The organism is Nonomuraea sp. NPDC048881, assembly GCF_040649795.1.
Taxonomy (GTDB): domain Bacteria; phylum Actinomycetota; class Actinomycetes; order Streptosporangiales; family Streptosporangiaceae; genus Nonomuraea.
Genome location: NZ_JBEZGC010000004.1, coordinates 266464 through 284677, shown reverse-complemented (window position 1 = coordinate 284677; position 18214 = coordinate 266464). Strand labels below are relative to the sequence as shown.

At 71.6% G+C, this 18214-nt stretch carries 21 protein-coding genes, 1 pseudogene and 1 riboswitch; of the genes and pseudogenes, 10 read left to right on the top strand and 12 right to left on the bottom strand.

All coding sequences use genetic code 11. The features are described from left to right. Positions 1-57 precede the first annotated feature (57 nt). Together AB0C33_RS16420 and AB0C33_RS16415 are read left to right on the top strand one after the other, a co-directional pair. Positions 58-804 carry an ABC transporter ATP-binding protein gene (locus tag AB0C33_RS16420; protein WP_358288202.1) on the top strand — a complete coding sequence of 249 codons (747 nt, stop codon included), beginning with the start codon at positions 58-60 and terminating at the stop codon, positions 802-804. After that, the gene (locus tag AB0C33_RS16415) at positions 804-2018 is read left to right on the top strand and encodes an ABC transporter permease (protein ID WP_358288200.1); all 1215 of its coding nucleotides are present in this window, start codon (positions 804-806) and stop codon (positions 2016-2018) included. The genes AB0C33_RS16420 and AB0C33_RS16415 overlap by 1 nt, the downstream gene beginning before the upstream one ends. 15 nt (positions 2019-2033) lie before the next feature. Here AB0C33_RS16415 and AB0C33_RS16410 read toward each other — a convergent pair whose 3' ends face one another. The 4 genes from AB0C33_RS16410 to AB0C33_RS16395 form a co-directional block, all read right to left on the bottom strand. Continuing rightward, positions 2034-2498 (bottom strand): hypothetical protein, encoded by a 465-nt coding sequence (locus AB0C33_RS16410; protein ID WP_358288197.1) that lies wholly within the window; start codon positions 2496-2498, stop codon positions 2034-2036. Between the two features lie 89 nt (positions 2499-2587). Then, positions 2588-3157, bottom strand: coding sequence for a YetF domain-containing protein (locus tag AB0C33_RS16405; protein ID WP_358288195.1), 570 nt, complete (start codon positions 3155-3157; stop codon positions 2588-2590). Beyond that, the gene (locus tag AB0C33_RS16400) at positions 3154-4140 is read right to left on the bottom strand and encodes a rod shape-determining protein (protein ID WP_358288192.1); all 987 of its coding nucleotides are present in this window, start codon (positions 4138-4140) and stop codon (positions 3154-3156) included. The genes AB0C33_RS16405 and AB0C33_RS16400 overlap by 4 nt, the downstream gene beginning before the upstream one ends. Before the next feature lie 84 nt (positions 4141-4224). Next, the gene (locus AB0C33_RS16395) at positions 4225-4722 is read right to left on the bottom strand and encodes a PadR family transcriptional regulator (protein WP_358288189.1); all 498 of its coding nucleotides are present in this window, start codon (positions 4720-4722) and stop codon (positions 4225-4227) included. Positions 4723-4778: 56 nt separating this feature from the next. Here AB0C33_RS16395 and AB0C33_RS16390 point away from each other — a divergent pair, with 56 nt between their 5' ends. The 4 genes and pseudogenes from AB0C33_RS16390 to AB0C33_RS16375 all read left to right on the top strand — a co-directional run bounded on the left by AB0C33_RS16390 (position 4779) and on the right by AB0C33_RS16375 (position 8594). Further along, positions 4779-6233: an MDR family MFS transporter gene (locus AB0C33_RS16390; protein ID WP_358288186.1), complete on the top strand. Its 1455-nt coding sequence runs from the start codon at positions 4779-4781 to the stop codon at positions 6231-6233. A gap of 47 nt (positions 6234-6280) precedes the next feature. Next, positions 6281-6481: a DUF5302 domain-containing protein gene (locus AB0C33_RS16385; protein WP_352323331.1), complete on the top strand. Its 201-nt coding sequence runs from the start codon at positions 6281-6283 to the stop codon at positions 6479-6481. A gap of 165 nt (positions 6482-6646) precedes the next feature. Then, positions 6647-6781, top strand: a riboswitch (cyclic di-AMP (ydaO/yuaA leader). Between the two features lie 223 nt (positions 6782-7004). Continuing rightward, a pseudogene (locus AB0C33_RS16380) lies at positions 7005-7433 on the top strand (hypothetical protein); the annotation flags it as partial. A 285-nt stretch (positions 7434-7718) separates the two neighbouring features. Beyond that, positions 7719-8594: an alpha/beta hydrolase gene (locus AB0C33_RS16375; RefSeq protein WP_358288184.1), complete on the top strand. Its 876-nt coding sequence runs from the start codon at positions 7719-7721 to the stop codon at positions 8592-8594. Between the two features lie 42 nt (positions 8595-8636). On the opposite strand, the gene AB0C33_RS16370 is transcribed toward AB0C33_RS16375, so the two are convergent. The 5 genes from AB0C33_RS16370 to AB0C33_RS16350 form a co-directional block, all read right to left on the bottom strand. Then, on the bottom strand, positions 8637-9008 hold the full coding sequence (locus AB0C33_RS16370; protein ID WP_352352019.1) for a hypothetical protein: 372 nt from the start codon (positions 9006-9008) through the stop codon (positions 8637-8639). Positions 9009-9034: 26 nt separating this feature from the next. Further along, the gene (locus AB0C33_RS16365) at positions 9035-9406 is read right to left on the bottom strand and encodes a roadblock/LC7 domain-containing protein (RefSeq protein WP_358288181.1); all 372 of its coding nucleotides are present in this window, start codon (positions 9404-9406) and stop codon (positions 9035-9037) included. Between the two features lie 32 nt (positions 9407-9438). Further along, positions 9439-10263 (bottom strand): DUF4388 domain-containing protein, encoded by an 825-nt coding sequence (locus tag AB0C33_RS16360; RefSeq protein ID WP_358288178.1) that lies wholly within the window; start codon positions 10261-10263, stop codon positions 9439-9441. A 3-nt stretch (positions 10264-10266) separates the two neighbouring features. Further along, positions 10267-10641: a roadblock/LC7 domain-containing protein gene (locus tag AB0C33_RS16355; protein ID WP_352352017.1), complete on the bottom strand. Its 375-nt coding sequence runs from the start codon at positions 10639-10641 to the stop codon at positions 10267-10269. 137 nt (positions 10642-10778) lie between these two features. Further along, positions 10779-11129, bottom strand: a complete 351-nt coding sequence (locus AB0C33_RS16350) for a helix-turn-helix domain-containing protein (RefSeq protein ID WP_358288175.1) — start codon at positions 11127-11129, stop codon at positions 10779-10781. A 54-nt stretch (positions 11130-11183) separates the two neighbouring features. Here AB0C33_RS16350 and AB0C33_RS16345 point away from each other — a divergent pair, with 54 nt between their 5' ends. Further along, a complete protein-coding gene (locus AB0C33_RS16345; RefSeq protein WP_358288173.1) occupies positions 11184-11786 on the top strand; it encodes an NAD(P)H-binding protein in 603 nt (200 codons plus the stop codon). Here the strand turns inward: AB0C33_RS16345 and AB0C33_RS16340 are convergent. Continuing rightward, positions 11780-12997: a DUF4032 domain-containing protein gene (locus AB0C33_RS16340; RefSeq protein WP_358288171.1), complete on the bottom strand. Its 1218-nt coding sequence runs from the start codon at positions 12995-12997 to the stop codon at positions 11780-11782. The two genes, AB0C33_RS16345 and AB0C33_RS16340, sit on opposite strands and share 7 nt — an antisense overlap. 23 nt (positions 12998-13020) lie before the next feature. Here AB0C33_RS16340 and AB0C33_RS16335 point away from each other — a divergent pair, with 23 nt between their 5' ends. Beyond that, the gene (locus AB0C33_RS16335; protein ID WP_358288168.1) at positions 13021-14589 is read left to right on the top strand and encodes a DUF885 domain-containing protein; all 1569 of its coding nucleotides are present in this window, start codon (positions 13021-13023) and stop codon (positions 14587-14589) included. A gap of 23 nt (positions 14590-14612) precedes the next feature. On the opposite strand, the gene AB0C33_RS16330 is transcribed toward AB0C33_RS16335, so the two are convergent. Further along, on the bottom strand, positions 14613-15251 hold the full coding sequence (locus tag AB0C33_RS16330; RefSeq protein WP_358288165.1) for a class II aldolase/adducin family protein: 639 nt from the start codon (positions 15249-15251) through the stop codon (positions 14613-14615). 50 nt (positions 15252-15301) lie between these two features. After that, positions 15302-15886, bottom strand: coding sequence for a TetR/AcrR family transcriptional regulator (locus AB0C33_RS16325; protein WP_358288162.1), 585 nt, complete (start codon positions 15884-15886; stop codon positions 15302-15304). Positions 15887-15957: 71 nt separating this feature from the next. Between AB0C33_RS16325 and AB0C33_RS16320 the strand changes: the two genes are divergently transcribed. Together AB0C33_RS16320 and AB0C33_RS16315 are read left to right on the top strand one after the other, a co-directional pair. Next, positions 15958-16878 (top strand): carbohydrate kinase family protein, encoded by a 921-nt coding sequence (locus AB0C33_RS16320; RefSeq protein ID WP_358288159.1) that lies wholly within the window; start codon positions 15958-15960, stop codon positions 16876-16878. Further along, entirely contained in the window at positions 16875-18089 is a 1215-nt protein-coding gene (locus AB0C33_RS16315; RefSeq protein ID WP_358288157.1) for an aminotransferase class III-fold pyridoxal phosphate-dependent enzyme, read from the top strand. Before AB0C33_RS16320 ends, AB0C33_RS16315 begins: the two co-directional genes overlap by 4 nt. Positions 18090-18214: the final 125 nt, after the last annotated feature.

The following is an 18214-nucleotide window of genomic DNA, read 5'->3' as shown; positions in this document are numbered from 1 at the left end:
CCCACCCCGACTCCCTCCGAACCCACCCCCCCGTCCCCTGCGGGTGCGGGGCGGAGCATGATCGTGCTCACCGACGTGTCCAGGACCTATCCGGGCGGGGTGGCCGCGCTGGACTCGGTGTCGCTGGAGGTCCGGCACGGCGAGCTGGTCGCCATCGTCGGCCCGTCGGGCTCGGGCAAGTCCACGATGCTCAACGTCGTCGGCACCCTCGACCGTCCGTCGGCGGGCCGCGTCGAGATCGACGGCCACGACGTCTCCAAGCTGTCGGACAACCAGCTCTCGGCGCTGCGCGCGACCACGATCGGCTTCGTCTTCCAGCACTTCCACCTGGCCGCCAAGGTCACCGCCCTGGACAACGTGGCCGACGGCCTGATCTACACCGGCCTGCCGCCGGCCGAACGCCGCCGCCGGGCCGGGACGGCGCTGCGCCGCGTCGGCCTCGGGCACCGCGTCGACCACGAGCCGCACGAGCTGTCGGGCGGCGAGCGGCAGCGCGTGGCCATCGCCAGGGCGGTGGCCGGCGACCCGCCGCTGCTGCTGGCCGACGAGCCCACCGGCGCGCTGGACTCGGTGTCGGGCGCCGGCGTGATGGACCTGCTGCACGAGCTGAACGGGAGCGGCACCACCATCGTGATCATCACCCATGACCGGGAGATCGCCGCCGGCCTCCCCCGCCAGGTGAGCATGCGAGACGGCCGGATCGTCTCCGACTCGGCATCTGAACCCGGTGCGGAGCGGCGCGGGCGCGGCGAAGAGGGCGGTGGCCGGTGCGTGCGCGAGCCCGTCGAATCCGAGGTGGCGTGATGGCGACCCTGGAGCGTCCCCGGCTCTCCCCGGCCAGGATGCGCCCGCGCGACGTGATGCGGGTGGGCGCGGTCGGCCTGCGTACGCGCCCGCTGCGGGCGTTCCTGTCGGCGCTCGGCATCGCGATCGGCATCGCCGCGATGATCGGCGTGGTGGGCATCTCGTCCTCCTCCAGCGCCGAGCTGGACCGTACGCTGTCCGCGCTGGGCACGAACCTGCTCACCGTCTCCTCCGGCACCACGCTCCTGGGCGAGGCGGCCCAGATGCCGACGGACGCCGAGGCGATGATCGAGCGCATCGGCCCGGTGGAGTCGGTCTCGTCCACGGGCAAGGTGCCCGAGGCCAAGGTCTACCGGAGCGAGGAGATCCCGACGCCCCAGACCAACGGCCTGGTCACGATCGCCGCCCGCCTCGACCTGCTGCCGACCGTGGGCGCGACGGTCCGCCGCGGCGCCTGGCTCAACGCGGCCACCGAACGCTACCCGGCCGTGGTGCTCGGCTCGGCCGCCGCCCAGCGGCTCGGCATCGGCACGGTCACCCCCGACACGCAGGTGGTGATCGGCGGCATCCGGTTCACGGTGGTCGGGCTGCTCGACCCGGTGCCCCTGGCCGAAGAACTGGACAGCGCGGCCCTGGTCGGCTGGCCGGTCGCGGAGTCCAGGCTGGACTTCGACGGGCATCCGACCACGCTCTACACCCGCTCGCAGGAGGCGAGGCTGGAGGACGTGCGGTCGGTCCTGGCCGGCACGGCCAACCCCGAGGCGCCCAACGAGGTGGACGTCTCCCGCCCGTCCGACGCGCTGGCCGCCAAGCAGGCGACCAGCCAGGCCTTCGCCGGGCTGCTGCTCGGCGTCGGGGCGGTGGCGCTGCTCGTCGGCGGCGTCGGCGTGGCCAACACGATGGTCATCTCGGTGCTGGAGCGCCGCGCGGAGATCGGCCTGCGCCGTTCGCTCGGCGCGACGCGCGGCCAGATCCGCACCCAGTTCCTCGCCGAGTCGCTGCTGCTGTCCGCGCTGGGCGGCGCGGGCGGGATCCTGCTGGGGGCCGGCGTCACCGTCGCCTACGCCTTCTCCCGCGGGTGGCCGGCCGTGGTGCCCGCGTGGGCGACCGTCGGGGGCCTGGCGGCCACGCTGCTCATCGGCGCGGTGGCCGGGCTCTACCCGGCCGTGCGCGCCTCCCGGCTGTCGCCGACGGAGGCGCTGTCGGCGCCCTGAGACAAGCGCCTCGGGTCAGGACAGAGTGGCCTCGGGGGCGGGGGAGTAGCAGGTCGTCCTGCCGACGATCCTGACGTTCGGCCCGTCGAGCACGGTGAGCTCGAACGTCAGGTTCGTCCGGGGGTTGCGCACGACGGAGACGACAGGGGTCTCGTCACGCAGGTCGAGATCCTCGACGATCTGGTCGTAGCCCATGTCCTGGAGGGTGTGCAGCAGGCCGTCGGGGGCGTCGGCGGCCTCGCCCTCGGCCCGGACGAGCCGGCGCACCTGGCCGGGCACGCACGAGCGGTCTTCGGTCTCGTCGGAGCGGTCGGCCGGCGACACATGCAGCGCGGCGCTGGTGAGCAGGGTGTCGGTGTCGGCGGTGAGCTGCCTGGCCGCCTCCTCGAAGGAGGACTGGCGGCCGGAGGTACAGGCTGCCGCGACCGCGACGCATACAAGCACCGCGGACATCACGACCGAGCGACCAGCCAGGCGCACGTTGGGACGATATCGGAGATCAATTCCGGGCGCAGGGGATTAACGCCATATTAATGGCCGATATCAAAAGGCAATCCGGCCGCGCATTCTCAGGAGGGGCCGGTTCTCAGCTCGTCCAGCTTGCGTTCGATGCGGTCGAGGCGCCGGCACAGGTCCTCCAGGTCACCGCGTTCGGCTCCCTCCTCCTCGGGGCGCAGGTGAACCAGGAGCGAGCCGCCGGGCTCCAGGCGTACCAGGTCGGTGTCGGTGACGCTCTCGGCCCCCCGGAGCTGGAGCATCACGTTGAGGTCGGCCTGCCGGACGCCCATCCGGCGCAGCGCCGAGGGGATGAAGTGCCCGTCGCGGGCCAGGACGACCGGCGTGCCCTCGAACACCCTGCCGACCGAGGGCACGGTCGCCGCCAGCCGCACCACGACCGAGTTGACCGCCACCAGGATCACCACGCCCACCAGGCCGCCGATCAGCGAGTTGTCCGGACCGATGATCGCGTTCTGCACGACGTTGCTCATCAGCAGCATGACCACGAAGTCGAAGTTGTTGAGCTGCGCGATGCCGCGTTTGCCGGCGATGCGGAGCAGCACGGCGATCGTCACGTAGACGGCGATCGTCCTGACGGTCTTGTCGGCGACGGAGACCCCCAGGTCGAACAGGTCGCTCACCGGCGCCTCAGCTTGGCGATCAGCCCCAGGTCCTCCACGCAGCGTCCGAGCCCCAGGGCCACCGAGTCGCTGGGCCGCTCCGCGCGCCGCACCGGCATGGACAGCCCCTCCTGCAACCGCCGGCGCAGGCCGGGCAGCAGCGCGCCGCCGCCGACCAGCACCATTCCGCGCTCGCCCAGGTCGGCGGTCAGCTCGGGAGGGCAGCGTTCCATGGTGTACTCCGCGGCCCGCACGATGTGCTCGACCGGCTGGACGGCCGCCTCGCGGACGCGCGCCGCGGGCAGCGCCACCGCGCGCTCCTCGCCGGTGCCGGCGTCCCTGCCGCGGATCAGCACGTTCCCGGTCGGCTCCCGCGTCGCGCGCAGCTTGGCCGACTCGGCCTCCCGCTCGTCGGCCAGCAGGCCGTGCTCGTCCTCGACCAGGCGGGCGACCGCGCGGGTCACGGCGTTCCCGCCGCCGCGCACGGTTCCGGCGGCGACCACGGCCCCGCAGGAGAGCACGGCGACCCTGGTGGCGTCCCGGCCGATGTCGACGACCATGTGCCCGGCGCCGTCGCGGACCGGCAGGCCCGCGCCGAGCGCGGCCGCGATCGCGTGTTTGACCAGCAGGATCCCGCGGGCCTCCGCCTCGAAGCCGGCGTCGCGCAGCGCCACCCGCTCGATCGGCGTGAACTCGTCGGGCACGGCCATCACCAGGCGCGGCCGGGGGAACGGGTGCCGGTGCACCTTGCGCAGGAAGTGCCTGATCATGCGCCGGGCGAGCTCGCCGTCCTGGGGCAGGCCGTCGCTGATCGGCCAGTACGTCTCGCCGTCCGCGCCGTCCGCGCCGTCCAGGGCCTCGGCGCCGAAGCCGACGACCCTGCCCGTCTGCCTGTCGCGCAGGACGACCGACGGCTCGTCCAGCACGATGCCCCTGCCCTTGGCGTAGATCCTCGTGCCGGCCGCGCCGAGGTCGATCGCCAGGTCACGACCCAGGAGGCTCATCGCCGCACTGGGAGGTTGAGCATCATGCCTGGGTGTATATCCGGCGCTTCTCCAACGCAACACCAGGAACCGCAGAGTTCCGTTTTACCCTTCGCGCCGCAGGGCGGCCAGGGTCTCGTCGGCCCACTCGATGCCGGAGCGCGCCTGGTGCAGGCCGAGGGACAGCGCGTACTGGCCGAACAGGCCCCCGGGCCGGCAGTCGAGCGTCGCGAGGCGGGCCTGGAAGTGGGCCTTGATGCGCTCGACCACGGCGACGGCCTGCCCGGTGTCGAGCAGGGCCAGCAGGAACGCCTGGAGGGCGGTCTCGCTGCGCACGGTCGCCGACGGGTCGTGGCCGACCAGCCACTCGGTGACCAGCGCGCGGCCCTCGGCGGTGATGGCGTAGATCTTGCGGCCCCGGGCGCCCTCGTGCTCGACCGTCACCAGGCCGTCGGCGGCCATCTTGACCAGTTCCGGATAGATCTGCGTGTGCCCCGCCTGCCAGACGTGGTTGAGCGAGTGCTCGAACTTCTTGGCCAGGTCGTAGCCGCTGGCCGGGCCTTTGGTGGCGAGCAGGCCGAGGAGCGCGATCCGCAGGGACATGCCCGCCAGCATAGCGAAGGCTTGACATGTCAGCTCTTACATATCAATCTTCACCTGTGACTAATGACATGAAGACCAAGGGCAACGGGCTGGTGTTGCTGGCGGTGCTCGGCGGGATGTTCCTGGCGATGCTCGACCAGACGATCGTCGGCACCGCGCTGCCCCGCATCACCGGCGAGCTGGGCGGCACCCGGCTCTACACCTGGGTGGTCACGGCCTATCTGCTCACCTCCACCGTCACCGTGCCGCTGTACGGCAGGCTGTCCGACCAGCACGGCAGGAAGCCGCTGCTGCTCGTCGGGATGTCGGTGTTCGTCGTCGGATCGGCGTTGTGCGGGCTCGCCCAGGACATGACCCAGCTCATCGCCTTCCGCGCCGTGCAGGGGCTGGGCGCGGGCGCGTTGCTGCCGCTGTCGCTGGCCCTGGTGATGGAGATGTTCCCGCCCGGACGCAACGGCGCCCGCGTGCAGGGCGCGCTCGGCGGCGTGATGGCGTTGACGTACCTGGCCGGGCCCTTCCTGGGCGGGTTGTTCACCGACCACGCGAGCTGGCGGTGGGCCTTCTACGTGAACGTGCCGCTCGGGATCGTGCTGATCGCGATCGTGGTGCTGCGGCTGCCGTTCCGTCCGGGCACCGGCGGCGGGGGCCGGCCGGACTACGCGGGCATCGCGGTGTTCAGCGTGGCCATCAGCGCCCTGCTGCTCGGCCTGACCGAGAAGGGCCTGGACGGCAACTCCTGGACCTCCCCGCCCGTGGCCGGGCCGATCCTGCTGGCGCTGGTCCTGCTGGCCGCGTTCGTGCTGGTCGAGCTGCGGGCGGCGAACCCGGTCATGCCGATGCACCTGTTCCGGGACCGTACGTACACGCTGGTCAACGCGACCTCGTTCTTCACCGCCTTCTGCATGTACGCCGGCGTGGTGTTCCTGCCGCGCTACTTCCAGCAGGCGCTGGGCGTCAGCGCCACCGAGTCCGGGCTGAGGATCTACCCGATGACGCTGGCGATGGTGGCGGGCAGCGCGCTCATGGGCACGCTGATGTCCAGGACGCGCACGTACAAGCCGTGGCTGGTCGGGGCGCCGTTCCTGCTGGTGGCCGGCAGCCTGCTCTGCCTGAACCTCACCGTGCGCACCGACGGCCTGCTGCTGGCCGGGTGGATGGCGCTGCTCGGGCTCGGCATGGGGCCGATGTTGTCGGGGCTGACCGTGGCCGTGCAGCAGGCCGTCGCGCCGCGGTACATCGGCACGGCCTCGGCCAACCTCACCTTCTTCCGGCAGATCGGCGGCTCGGTGGCGCTGGCGCTGGCCGGCACCGCGTACACGTCGGTCATCACCACGGACGCGCCGGTCCACGGGCTCGCGGCCGCGCACGCCTCGGCGGCGGCCGTGGTCATCCCGTCGCTGGGCGTGGCGGGCGCGGTGATCGCCCTGGTCGCGCTGGTCATGATGCCTGGCAGGCGGCTGGAGCAGGCGCCCGCGGCGGAAAGCAGAGTGGAGGCCGGTTTCGCGTCGTAAGCGACGTCGTGCGAAGCTGTGGATGTCCCCAGAACCAGGAGGTCCTCATGGCGGAAACACCGGAGCCGGAAGTCAGCGAGACTCCCGAGGACGAGATGAAGCGCAAGTTCCGCGAGGCGTTGGAACGCAAGCGCGGGCAGCAGGCCGACTCGGCCGCGGGTGGCAGGGGCGTGGACCCGTCGAAGATCCACGGGGCGCACGGTCCGGCAGCGAGTAAAAGATCCTTCAGGCGCAAGAGCGGCGGCTGAAAGGTCCGATTTAGCAGGGGGTACGGCATGCCGTGCCCCCTTTCTCTTTACCTCGATAGGTAGATCTTTACCCGGTTCATGACGATTCGTTTGTATTTGTCCGAATCTCTGGGTACCGTCTTAACCAATTACCAGCTGGTGGCGTAGTCCCTACCAGGAGAGGGACGACAGCTGGCGCCGAATCCCGACTTGTCGGGAACCGGGGACCCATCTCATTGGGGTGAATCCGGCCATGTGCCGGTAGGGCATCTCCACGCCCGAACCCGTCAGCTAACCCGGTAGGCGAGATGGAGAGGACTTCACGCATGTACCACCTCGTCGTACCCCCGGACAGTGTAGTGACGACCGCCTGCTGAGCGGTCTCTTCCCTGACTTCCCCCACGCGCCGCGTAACCACCCTTTCGGCGCTCTGCCCGGTTACGCACCGTAGTCACGCGCGTTCCCCCTGTCCCCTCGCGAAGGACTTCACTGCTTCATGTCTCGATTTGGCCTGCGCTCTCTCGCCCTGCTGTCCGTGTCCGCCATGGGCGCGCTGACGATCTCCGCCACCGGCGCCCACGCCGACACCGGCGACGACCAGAAGATCCTGCTCAAGGGTTCCACGAAGGCCTCCTACTTCTGGGACGACTCCTCCGGCCGGGCCGGCGACACCGGCCTCCCCGCCAGCGGCAAGCCCATGCAGAAGGGCCTGGCCGCCAGCCCGAGCTGGCCCCTCATGACCGAGGGCTACGTGACCTACAACGGCAAGAAGATGCCGTTCTTCGTGGGCGACCGCGGCCCCGGCGAGCCCTCCAGCCGTGGCGTCATGCTCGACCTCGACGCCAAGACCTTCGCCGAGCTGACCGGCGGCACCTTCAACCCCGACACGCTCGGCGTGGACGGCAACGGCGGCCAGGGCCACATCAAGATCGACTACGTCATCACCAAGTGGGGCGACGGCAAGGGCAAGAAGAACTACCCCGTGGCCTTCTCCACCGGCGCGTGGGGCAGGTTCGACGACAACCCGGCCGAGCCTCCCAAGGTGCTGGCCGACAAGCCCGCCGAGGACGCGGCCGGTTCCGCCGGCGGCCAGGTCGGGAAGACCGTCGCGATGGGCGGCACCGTCATGGCCGGCGTGCTCGTGCTGGCCGGCGGCGGCGTGGTGCTCGGCGGCGAGCGCCTGCGCAAGCTCCTCAACGACTGATCTCCGGACAGACCGCTCTTTACGCCTCGCGACTAGAATGACATTCTGGTCGCTGTGATCCAGCGCGCAGCCGCCAACGGCATCGAGATCGCCTACGAGAGCTTCGGCTCACCCGCGGGCAGGCCCCTGCTGCTCATCATGGGACTCGGCGCCCAGCTCATCCACTGGGACGACGAGTTCTGCGAACTCCTGGCCGAGCAGGGCCACCACGTCGTCAGGTTCGACAACCGCGACGCGGGCCTGTCCACCCATCTCCACGACGAGGGCGTGCCCGCATGGGGCGCGCCCTCGCCGTACGTGCTGGACGACCTGGCCGACGACAGCGCCGGGCTCATGGACGTCCTGGGCCTGCCCGCGGCGCACGTCGTCGGCGCCTCGATGGGCGGGATGATCGCCCAGGCGCTGGCCATCCGGCACCCCGCTCGCGTGCTGAGCCTGACCTCGATCATGTCCACGCCCGGCCCGCAGGCGGCCCCGCCGACCGAGGCGGCCGCCGCGGTGCTCTTCGCCAAGCCCGCGACCGACCGCGAGGGGGTCGTCGCCGGCGCGCTGACGACCTGGGCCGTGCTCGGGTCCCCCGGCTGGGAGCTGGACCGCGAACGCGTCACCAGGCTGGCCGGGCTCGCCTTCGACCGCTGCCACGACCCGGCCGGCACGGCCCGCCAGCTCGCCGCCATCATGGCCTCCGGCGACCGCACGTCCGCGCTGGGCGGGCTGAAGGTGCCCGCGCTGGTCATCCACGGCGAGGACGACCAGCTCGTGCCGCTCGCCGGCGGGCGGGCCACGGCCGCCGCCATCCCGGGTGCCCGCCTGGTCACCTACCCCGGCATGGGCCACGACCTGCCCCGCGCCCTCTGGCCCGCGATCGTCGCCGAGATCACCGCCCACACCGGCTCCGCGACGCCCGCCCGGCCCGAGCCCGCCGCGTGACCCGCCGCATGACCCGCCGCGGAGCCTCGCTGCGCGGGCCGGTCAGAGCTCCAGCTTCTCCTCGATGACCTTGAGCATGTGCCGGGCCAGGGCCAGGTTGGCCCGGTTGCGGTCGAGGGCGAGGTAGAGGAACAGGCCCTTGCCGCTGCGACCGGTCAGCGGGCGGATGATGTGGTACTGGGCGGTCAGCGTGATCAGGATGTCCTCGATGCCGTCCTTGAGGCCCAGCGAGTCCATCGTGCGCAGTTTGGCCTTGATGACCTCGGTGTTGCCCGCCGCCGCGACCTGTAGGTCCAGCTCCTTCGAGCCGCCGAGCGTGCCGAGCGCCATGCCGCTGCCGTGGTCGACGATCGCCGCCCCGATCGTGCCGTCGATGCTCATCATCTCTTTGAGGGAGACGTCCATGCCTGCCATGCTTTCCTCCGCTTCGGTGGGGATGGTCAGTGCTTGCGTGCCACGGCGGCCACGGAGGCCGCCGTCTTCCTGCCCTCCAGCCGGAGGAGCCCGACGTTGGCGCCGGGTCCCGCCAGAACCGTGAGGACGATCGTGGGGCCCGCGGCGTAGAAGGCCACGAACCCGGCGGTGCCGGACACGAGGGTCTCCTCGAACGCCCCGCGGCCCGCCATGGTCAGCATCCGGCCGCTCATCGCGAGCAGCGCCGCCGACAGCGCCGCCACCTGCTCGCCGGTGTCTCCTTGCAGGTCGCAGGCGATCCGCAGGCCGTCGACGGTGCACGCGACGCTGCCGGTGACGTCCGGCGTGCGGCCGCGCAGGAGCTCCATCTCCGCCAGGACCTCTTGCCGTAGCTCCACGGGTGGCCTCCTCCCGCGTCGTGAGGGGAACCTCACGGCATCTCCTCCAGCGCCTTCTTCAGCCGCAGCAGCAGCGTCAGATCGGTCGGATCGCCCGTCGGCACCGGCCCGGCGGCCCCCGCCCGCCCGTTCCCGGCGGGAGCTGCCACCGCGCCCGGCACCCGCTTGGGCAGCGCCTCCCCGTCGTCCGGACGGGGTTGCGCGGGCCGTGCCGGGTCCGGCGGGACGAGGAGGCCGGCGGCGGCCAGCCTCCTGACGGCCACCAGCACCGAGTAGCCCGACCGGCCCAGGTGCCGGGCCAGCTCCAGCGGGGTCGCCTTGTGGTCGGCCCGTACGACGACCTCCCACTGCACCTGGCTGAGCGCCACCCCGTGTCCGGGCAGGCGCGGGACCGGCCGCACGGGCTGGGTGTCCACCTCCGGCGAGGGCCAGATGCCGGCCAGCTGCTCCCGGCGGCGGGCGGACTCCCGCACCAGCTCCTGGACGTCGAAGAACCACTGCCCGCCCAGCCAGTGCTCCTCGCCGGGCCGGAACTTCGGCCGCACGCCGGTCACCGGCAGCAGGAAGAAGGCGGCGTCCTGGACCACGCCGAGCACGGCGTACTGGAGCTCGGCCAGCGTGACGGGGCCGTCCTGGAGCAGCCGGGCGCGGCCGCCGTCGGCCTGCAGGGCGCGCAGGGCCGACTCCGGGACCCGCCCCCTGGCCGCGAACAGCCGCTCGACGCCCGGCGTCTGGGCGCACTCCATGTACGTCACGCGCCCGTCCGACAGGTAGATCGTGCCGTTCCGGCCCACGCGGAGCGCCCCCGACGCGCGTTCGCGGGCGAGTCCGGCGAGGAGTGAGTCGAGCGCGGCCATGGCTCAGGTGGTCAGCAGGTCGGAGATGGCCCGCAGGCGGTAACGGGCCAGGGCCAGGTTCGACCGTTCCGGGTCGAGGCGGACGTAGATGACCAGCGGCCCCTCGAAGACCGTCTCCAGCAGCCGGAGCAGGTGGTGCCCCCGGTCGGTGGTGACGAGCATGTCGTCGATGCGCACGATCTCGCCGGGACACGTCCGGGTCAGCCCGTCGGTCGTGGCGCGCAGCGCCTCGGTCAGCGCGGCGGCGGACCTGTCGGCGTCCACGCCGGACGCGCTGCTGAAGGCGACCGCCATGCCGCTCGTGCCGTCGACCAGCATGGCGTCGAGCGCGCCCGGTATCGACATGACCTCCGCCAGGCAGGTGTCCACTCCCAGCACCGCGAGCCTCCCTCCGTCGTGGGACGGGGAAAGCGTAGGGGGCCACAAGAGACCAGAAGGCAGGCGATTTACCGAGGGATACGTTTTTATACGGCCAGGACGAAGAAAAGCATCACTCGTGCGGAAATATGATCAATTCACGAGGTTTTTTCACGATGGCGGAGCATTTCGTGCACGTTCTCCTCGGCCCACCGCGCGACCACCGAGATCGGCGCGTGCAGCGAGCGGCCCAGGTCGGTCAGCGCGTACTCCACCCGCGGCGGCACCTCGGCGAAGACCTCGCGGGTGATCAGCCCGTCCAGCTCCATGGCCCGCAGCGTCTGGGTGAGCACCTTCGGCGTCACCCCGCCGATCCGCCCGCGCAGCACGGTGAAGCGCATCGGCCCGTCGCTGAGGCTGAGCAGCACCAGCACCGACCACTTGTCGCCGATCCGGTCGAGCACCAGCCGAGTCGGGCAGTTCGGGTCGAAGGCATCACCGGTATCCATAAGGTACTTATAGCACGATGAAGTAACCAGTATCCATTGGATACTGTGCTTCTCATGAAGATCCTCGTGTTCGGCGCGACCGGAATGATCGGTCAGCGCATCGTCACCGAACTCACCGGCCGCGGCCACGACGTCACCGGTGTCAGCCGCCGCGGTCCCGTCAAGGGCGACGTCCACGACGCCGCCACGCTCGCCGAGGGCTACGACGCCGTCGTCTGCGCCATCGCCCCGCCGCGTGACGGCACCGAGCCCGAGCCGCCGTTCCTGGCCGCCAACCGCGCCCTCATCGACGGCCTGCGCGCCGCCGGGGTGAGCCGGGTGCTGGTCGTGGGCGGCGCGGGCAGCCTCAAGGCCGGCCCCGGCCTCGACCTGGTCGACACGCCCGGCTTCCCGGAGATCTACAAGAAGGAGGCCAGGGCCGCGCGGGCCGCGCTCGGGCTCTACCGGGAGGTGACCGACCTCGACTGGACCTACGTCTCACCGGCCGCCGAGATCGCGCCCGGCGAGCGCACCGGCGTCTACCGGATCGGCCGCGACGACCTGCTCAGCGACGCCGACGGCCGCAGCTTCATCACCGCCGAGGACTACGCGGTGGCGATCGCCGACGAGCTGGAGGAGCACGCCCACCCGCGCACCCGCATCACGGTCGCCTACTGATCGTCCTCGTCCGGGTCGTCGGGCAGCAGCGCCTTCTCGTCGGGCTTGTGCACCAGCACGTTGTCCACGTACGACTTCACCGCCGTGGCCAGCCCGACGTCGCCGCCCGCCGTCTCCGACAGGTACCAGCGGTGGTCGAGAATCTCGTGGAAGAGCTGCGCGGGCTCCAGCTTGCCGCGCAGCTCCGCGGGGATGTCGTCGACCGTCGGGTGGAACACCTCGGCCAGCCAGCGGTGGGCGACGATGGCCTCGTCCTCGTGGCGCAGGCCCTTGGCGACCCGGTAGCCGTCCAGGTCGTTGAGCAGCCGCCGCGCCTGGTTCTCCTCCACGTCGAGCCCGGTCAGCCTGATCAGCCGGCGCTGGTGGTGGCCGGCGTCCACCACCTTCGGCCGGACGATCAGGCGGCCGGTGCCGACCTTGCGCCGCACCATCATCTCGGCGACGTCGAAGCCGAGCAGGTTCAGGCGGCGGATGCGCTGCTCCACGCGGTGCCAGTCGACCTCGTCGATGATCTCGCTGTCGGTGATCTCGGCCCACAGGCGGTGGTAGCGGGTGACGATGTCCTCGGCGGTCTCCATGGGGTCGATCGACGGGTGCAGCAGCCCGCCGGCCTCCAGGTCCAGCATCTCGCCGAAGATGTTGGTGTGGGCGACGTCGATGTCGGTCAGCCGCTGGCCCTCGCTGATCATCGGGTGCATCTCGCCGGTCTCGGCGTCCACCAGGTAGGCCGCGAAGGCGCCGGCGTCCCGGCGGAAGAGCGTGTTGGACAGCGAGCAGTCACCCCAGTAGAAGCCGTTCAGGTGCAGGCGCACCAGCAGCACGGCGAGCGCGTCGAGCAGGCGGGTGAGCGTGTCGGGGCGCAGGGTGCCGGACATCACGGCCCGGTAGGGGAGCGAGAACTGCAGGTGCCGGGTGATCAGCGCGGCGTCCAGGCCCTCGTCGCGGCCGGTCACGTACGCCACGGGCTCGACGGCCGGGGCGTCCAGCCTGGCCAGGTCCCACAGGAGCTGGTACTCGCGCCTGGCGTACCGCTCGCTGATCTCCTTGATCGCGTAGACCTTGCCGGAGAGCCGGGCGAACCGCACGACGTGGCGGGAGATGCCGCGCGGCAGATCGACCAGATGATGCTTGGGCCAGTCGGCCAGCGGGACGTCCCAGGGGAGCCGGATGAGGTCGGGGTCGCCTAGCGCGCCAGTGATCTGCAGGGGCATGAACGTCAGGATATGGTGCGTAGGTGGACGAGTTTCTCAACTGGTACTTTTCCGACCGTCCCGTCGTCGCCAGCCAATTGGGAGCCGACGGCTACGACCACACCCTCGGCGATTTCACCGCCTCCGCCTGGGAGAACAGAGCCCGGGAAGAGATCCGCTGGATCGACCGCCTCTCCGACGCCCCGGCCGGCTCGCTCGACGACGCCATCGACAGAGACCTGGTCCTGTCCCAGCTGAGGGGCTCGGTCGCGCTCGAATCCTGGCCCGAGTGGCGGCGCAACCCGGGCCTGTACCTCTCGGCCGTCTTCGGGTCGCTGTTCAACGCCTTCCAGCAGCGGCTCAAGCCGGAGCCCGAACTGGTCGCCGCCGCGATCTCCCGCCTGGCCGAGGTGCCCGGCGTGCTGGCCGCCTGCCAGGCCAACCTGGACCCCGACCTCGCCGCGCCGCTGCTGGTCACGCGCGGGCTCAACCAGGCCCGTACGGGCCGCAACTTCCTCACCCGCACGCTCCCGGCGATGGTCGGCGACGAGACGCTGCGCGCCCGGCTGGCCGAGGCCGCCGAACCCGCCGCCGACGCGTTCGACGCGCTGGTGTCCTTCCTCGAAGGCTTCCAGTGCGGCGGCACCTGGCGGATGGGGGAGAAGCTCTACTCCACCCTGCTGCGCGAGCGCGAGATGCTCACGTACGGCGCCGCCGAACTGCACCAGAAGGGCAGGGCCGCCTGGGCCGACCTGGACGCCCGGATGCGCCGGGTCGCCCTCGGCATGACCGGCGCCGAGGACTGGCGGGCCGCCATGGAGTCCCTCATGGACGACCACCCGCCGACCCTGGCGGACATGCGGGCCGAGTACGAGGCCGAGACCAGGCGGGCCCGCGAGTTCGTCCGCGAGCGCGGGCTGGTCACCTTCCCCGAGGGGGAGGAGTGCGAGGTCCTGCCCTCGGCCGAGTACGCCCGCCCGGTGCTGTACGTCGCCCACTACCTGGCGCCGCCGCCGCTCAGCAGCTCGCGCACGGGCATCTTCTTCGTCCCCTACACCCCCGACGACTTCACCGAGGAGCAGGTACGCCAGCGCCTGCGCACCAACGCGCGCGCCCAGATGCCCTCGATCGCCGTGCACGAGGCCTATCCCGGGCATCACTGGCACCTGTCGTACATGGCGGACAACCCGCGTACCGTCCGCAAGGTCTTCAGGACGCCGTACTTCACCGAGGGCTGGGCCCTGTACGTCGAGAAGGTGCTGCACGAGCAGGGCTACTTCGACACCCCCGCCACCGAGCTGGCCCACCTGGACTTCCGCCTCTTCCGCGCCGCCCGGATCATCGTGGACACCGCGCTGCACTGCGAGGACATGTCGATCGAGGAGGCCGAGACGTTCATGGCCACCAAGGCGTCGCTGTCGCCCGGCACCGCCCGGGGCGAGGTGAACCGCTACTGCGCCTGGCCGACGCAGGCGCCGTCGTACCTGACGGGGGCCATCGAGATCGACCGCATCCGGGAGTCGTTCACCGGGTCGCTGCGCGAGTTCCACGACCGGATCGCCGGCTCCGGCGGCCTGCCGCTGGGCCTGGCCGAACAGGCCGCCCTGGCCTGACCGGCCCGCTCGCGCTCCCCGGGCTAGCTCGGGCGGCGCGGGAACGCCGGCGGGTTGGCCGCGCGGTCCACGACGGCGGCGAGCTGCTCGTCGGTCAGGACCGCCGGCCTGCCCACGGCCAGCCCGCGCACGTAGACCTCGCACAGCCACTCCAGCAGGCGGGTGGCCTCGAACGCCTGCTCCATCGTCGCCCCGATGGTCACCCCGCCGTGGTTGGCCATCAGGGCGGCCTGCTTGCCCGCCAGCGCCGCCCGCACGTTGGCGGCCAGCTCGGGCGTGCCGTAGGTGGCGTACTCGGCGACCTTGACCACGCCGCCCAGCAGCAGCGCGTTGTAGTGGACCGGCGGCAGCTCGGTCATCGTCGTGGCCACGACCGTCCCGAACACCGAATGCGTGTGCACGATCGCCTGAGTGCCCGTCGCCTGGTAGACGGCCAGGTGCATGGGGGTCTCCGACGACGGCTGGAGCTCGCCCTCGACCAGGTGGCCGGCCAGGTCGACGATCGGGCACGCCTCCGGGGTCAGCCGGTCGAGCGCCACCCCGGACGGGGTGACCGCCACCTGGTCGCCCTGACGCACGCTCAGGTTGCCCGAGGTGCCGATGACCAGGCCGAGCTCGACGGCGCGCCTGCCGTACTCGCACAACTGCTCGCGGAGGCTCATGGGTGGGCACAGTAGTCGGTCGTCCGAAATACTTCCAGTGCCTCCCCTTGTCAGAGGCGGTCGAGCGCCTGGAGCATGAGCCGTTCGAGGTCGACGCGGGTGAGCCGGCCCGGGTAGAGGAGCAGGTGCAGGCTGAGGCCGTCGACCAGGGCGAGCAGGTGTTCGGCGAGGTCGTCGAGGCTGCCGTCCGCGCGCACCTCGCCGGCCGCGCGGCCCTGGCCCAGCAGCTCCCGTACGGCGGCGCGCAGCTCGTCGGCCTCGGCCCGTTGAACCTCCGCCAGCCGGTCCGAGGCCAGGCTGCGGCTCCAGAAGCTGACCTCCAGCCGGCTCTCCTGGGTGCGCTCGGCGTCCAGCGGCAGGTTGTCCAGCAGCAGCTCGCGCAGGGCGGCCAGGCCCGTCACGCCCTCGACCTTGCGCGTCAGCCGCTCCCTGATGCGCTGGTGCGACTGGCTCAGCGCCGACAGCAGGATCTCGTCCTTGTCGGCGAAGTAGTGCGCGAGCACGCCGTTGGAGTAGCCGGCCTCCTTGGCAATGGCCCTGGTGGTGGCGGCGTCGATGCCGTCCCTGACGATCACCCTGCGGGCCGCCGACAGGACCTCGGCCCTGCGCTCATCGTGATCGACGATCTTCGGCATCGGGATCCCCCTCTTCTCGCGGCGACTCCCACCATATTGACTTTTTATTCGGACGTCTGTCTATTTAGTCCATGACCGTCGCCACTGTCGGCGTGCACATCGTCGACATCCTCGCCAGGCCCGTCGAGCACATCCCCGAGGGCCAGGACACCGTACTCGTCGAGCAGATCCGCCTCACCGCCGCCGGCGCCGCCGCCGGAACGGCCGTGGACCTGGTCAAACTCGGCAACGACGTGATCACCATGGGCGCGATCGGGGACGACGAGCTCGGCGACTTCCTGGTGGCCGTCCTCACCAAACGCGGTGTGGACGCCTCCCGCCTGGTCCGCAGGGCCGGCGAGCAGACCGCCGCCTCGATCCTGCCCATCCGTCCCGACGGCGGCCGGCCCAGCTTCCACGTGCCCGGCGCCAACCTCGGCGTCACCCTCGCCGACCTGGACCCCGACGTCCTGCGCCGCGCCCGCGCGATCCACCTGGGCGGCATGGACGTCACCTTCGGCCTGGGCGACCCCGCCTTCTTCGCCCTCCTCGACGAGGTGCGCGCGGCCGGCACGATCGTCACGATGGACCTGCTGTCGGAGCTGCCCGACCTGCTGGCGATGGCCCGCGCGTTCCTGCCCCACGTGGACTACGTGCTGCCCAACGAGTCGCAGGCGCTGCTCATGACCGGCGACCCCGACGTGGCCACCGCCGCCGCGACCCTGCTCGCCGACGGCCCCAAGGGTGTGCTCGTCACCCTCGGCGCGGCCGGCAGCCTCGTGCTGACCTCCGGCGGCGGGCCCGAGCGGGTGCCGGCGCTGGAGACGGAGGTCGCCGACACGACCGGGTGCGGCGACGCGTACTGCGCCGGCTTCCTGACCGGCCTGCTGCACGGCCGCGACGTCGTCGAGGCCGCCCGCTGGGGCACCGCCGCGGCGGCCCGCGTGGCCACCGGGCTCGGCTCCGACGCCGGCCTCACCGACCTCGAATCCACCCTAAGGACTCTCGCATGACTGACGCCGAACTCCGCGAGCGCGCGCTGAAGGTCGTCCCCGGCGGCATGTACGGGCACCTCAACGCGGCCATCTTCGCCCCCGGCTACCCCCAGTTCTTCCAGCGCGGCGAGGGCTGCCGCCAGTGGGACGTGGACGGACGCGAGTACATCGACCTCATGTGCAGCTGGGGACCGGTTGTGCTCGGGCACCGGCACCCGCGCGTGGAGGAGGCCGCCGCGCGCCAGCTCGCGCTCGGAGACTGCCTCAACGGCCCAGGGCCGATCATGGTGGAGCTGGCCGAGCTGCTGGTCGACACCGTGCCGAGCGCCGACTGGGCGATGTTCTCCAAGAACGGCACCGACGCCACCACCCAGGCGCTCATGGTCGCCCGCGCCGCCACCGGGCGCACGAAGGTGCTGATGGCGCACGGCGCGTACCACGGCGCCGACCCCTGGTGCACGCCCTCGACCGCCGGCACCACCCCGAATGAGCGCGCCGACCTGGTCGAGTTCACCTACAACTCGCTGGAGTCCCTGGAGGCCGCCGCCGCCACCGTCGAGGGCGACGTCGCGGCGATCATCTGCACCCCCTTCAAGCACGACTCCTTCGAGGACCAGGAGCTGGTCGAGCCCGCCTTCGCGCGCGGCGCGCGCGCCCTGGCCGACCGCATCGGAGCGGCCCTGGTGATCGACGACGTGCGGGCCGGGTTCCGGATCGACCTGCGCGGGTCGTGGGAGCCGTACGGGGTGCGTCCCGACCTGACCGCCTGGTCCAAGGCCATGGCCAACGGCTACCCGATCGCCGCCGTCACCGGCACCGACGCCCTGCGCGGCGCCGCCCAGACCCTCTACACGACCGGTTCCTTCTGGTTCTCGGCCGTGGCGATGGCCGCCGCCAAGGCCACCATCGAGACCCTGCGCGACACGGACGGCATCGCCGCCATGGAACGCGCCGGCACCCAGCTCAGGGAGGGCCTGTACGCCCAGGCCAAGTCCAACGGCTTCGTCGTGAACCAGACCGGCCCGGTGACCATCCCGTGGCTCAGCTTCGACGGCGACGCCGACCTGTCCACGGCCCTGTACTGGAGCGACGCCTGCCTGCGGCACGGGGTGTACCTGCACCCGTGGCACAACTGGTTCATGTCGGCGGCCCTGACGGAGCAGGACGTGGCCCGCGCCCTGGAAGCCACCGACCAAGCCTTCACCGAAACCCGCACCCACTTCGCCTGACCCTCACCCGAACGGCCCACCCGTTCGCCCGGTCACCGGGTGGGCCTGCGGAACCCCCCGGACGGCGCCTTCACCTCGCCGCGAACGGCGCTTTCGGCTCTGGAAGATGGTCACACTAAGCGCTC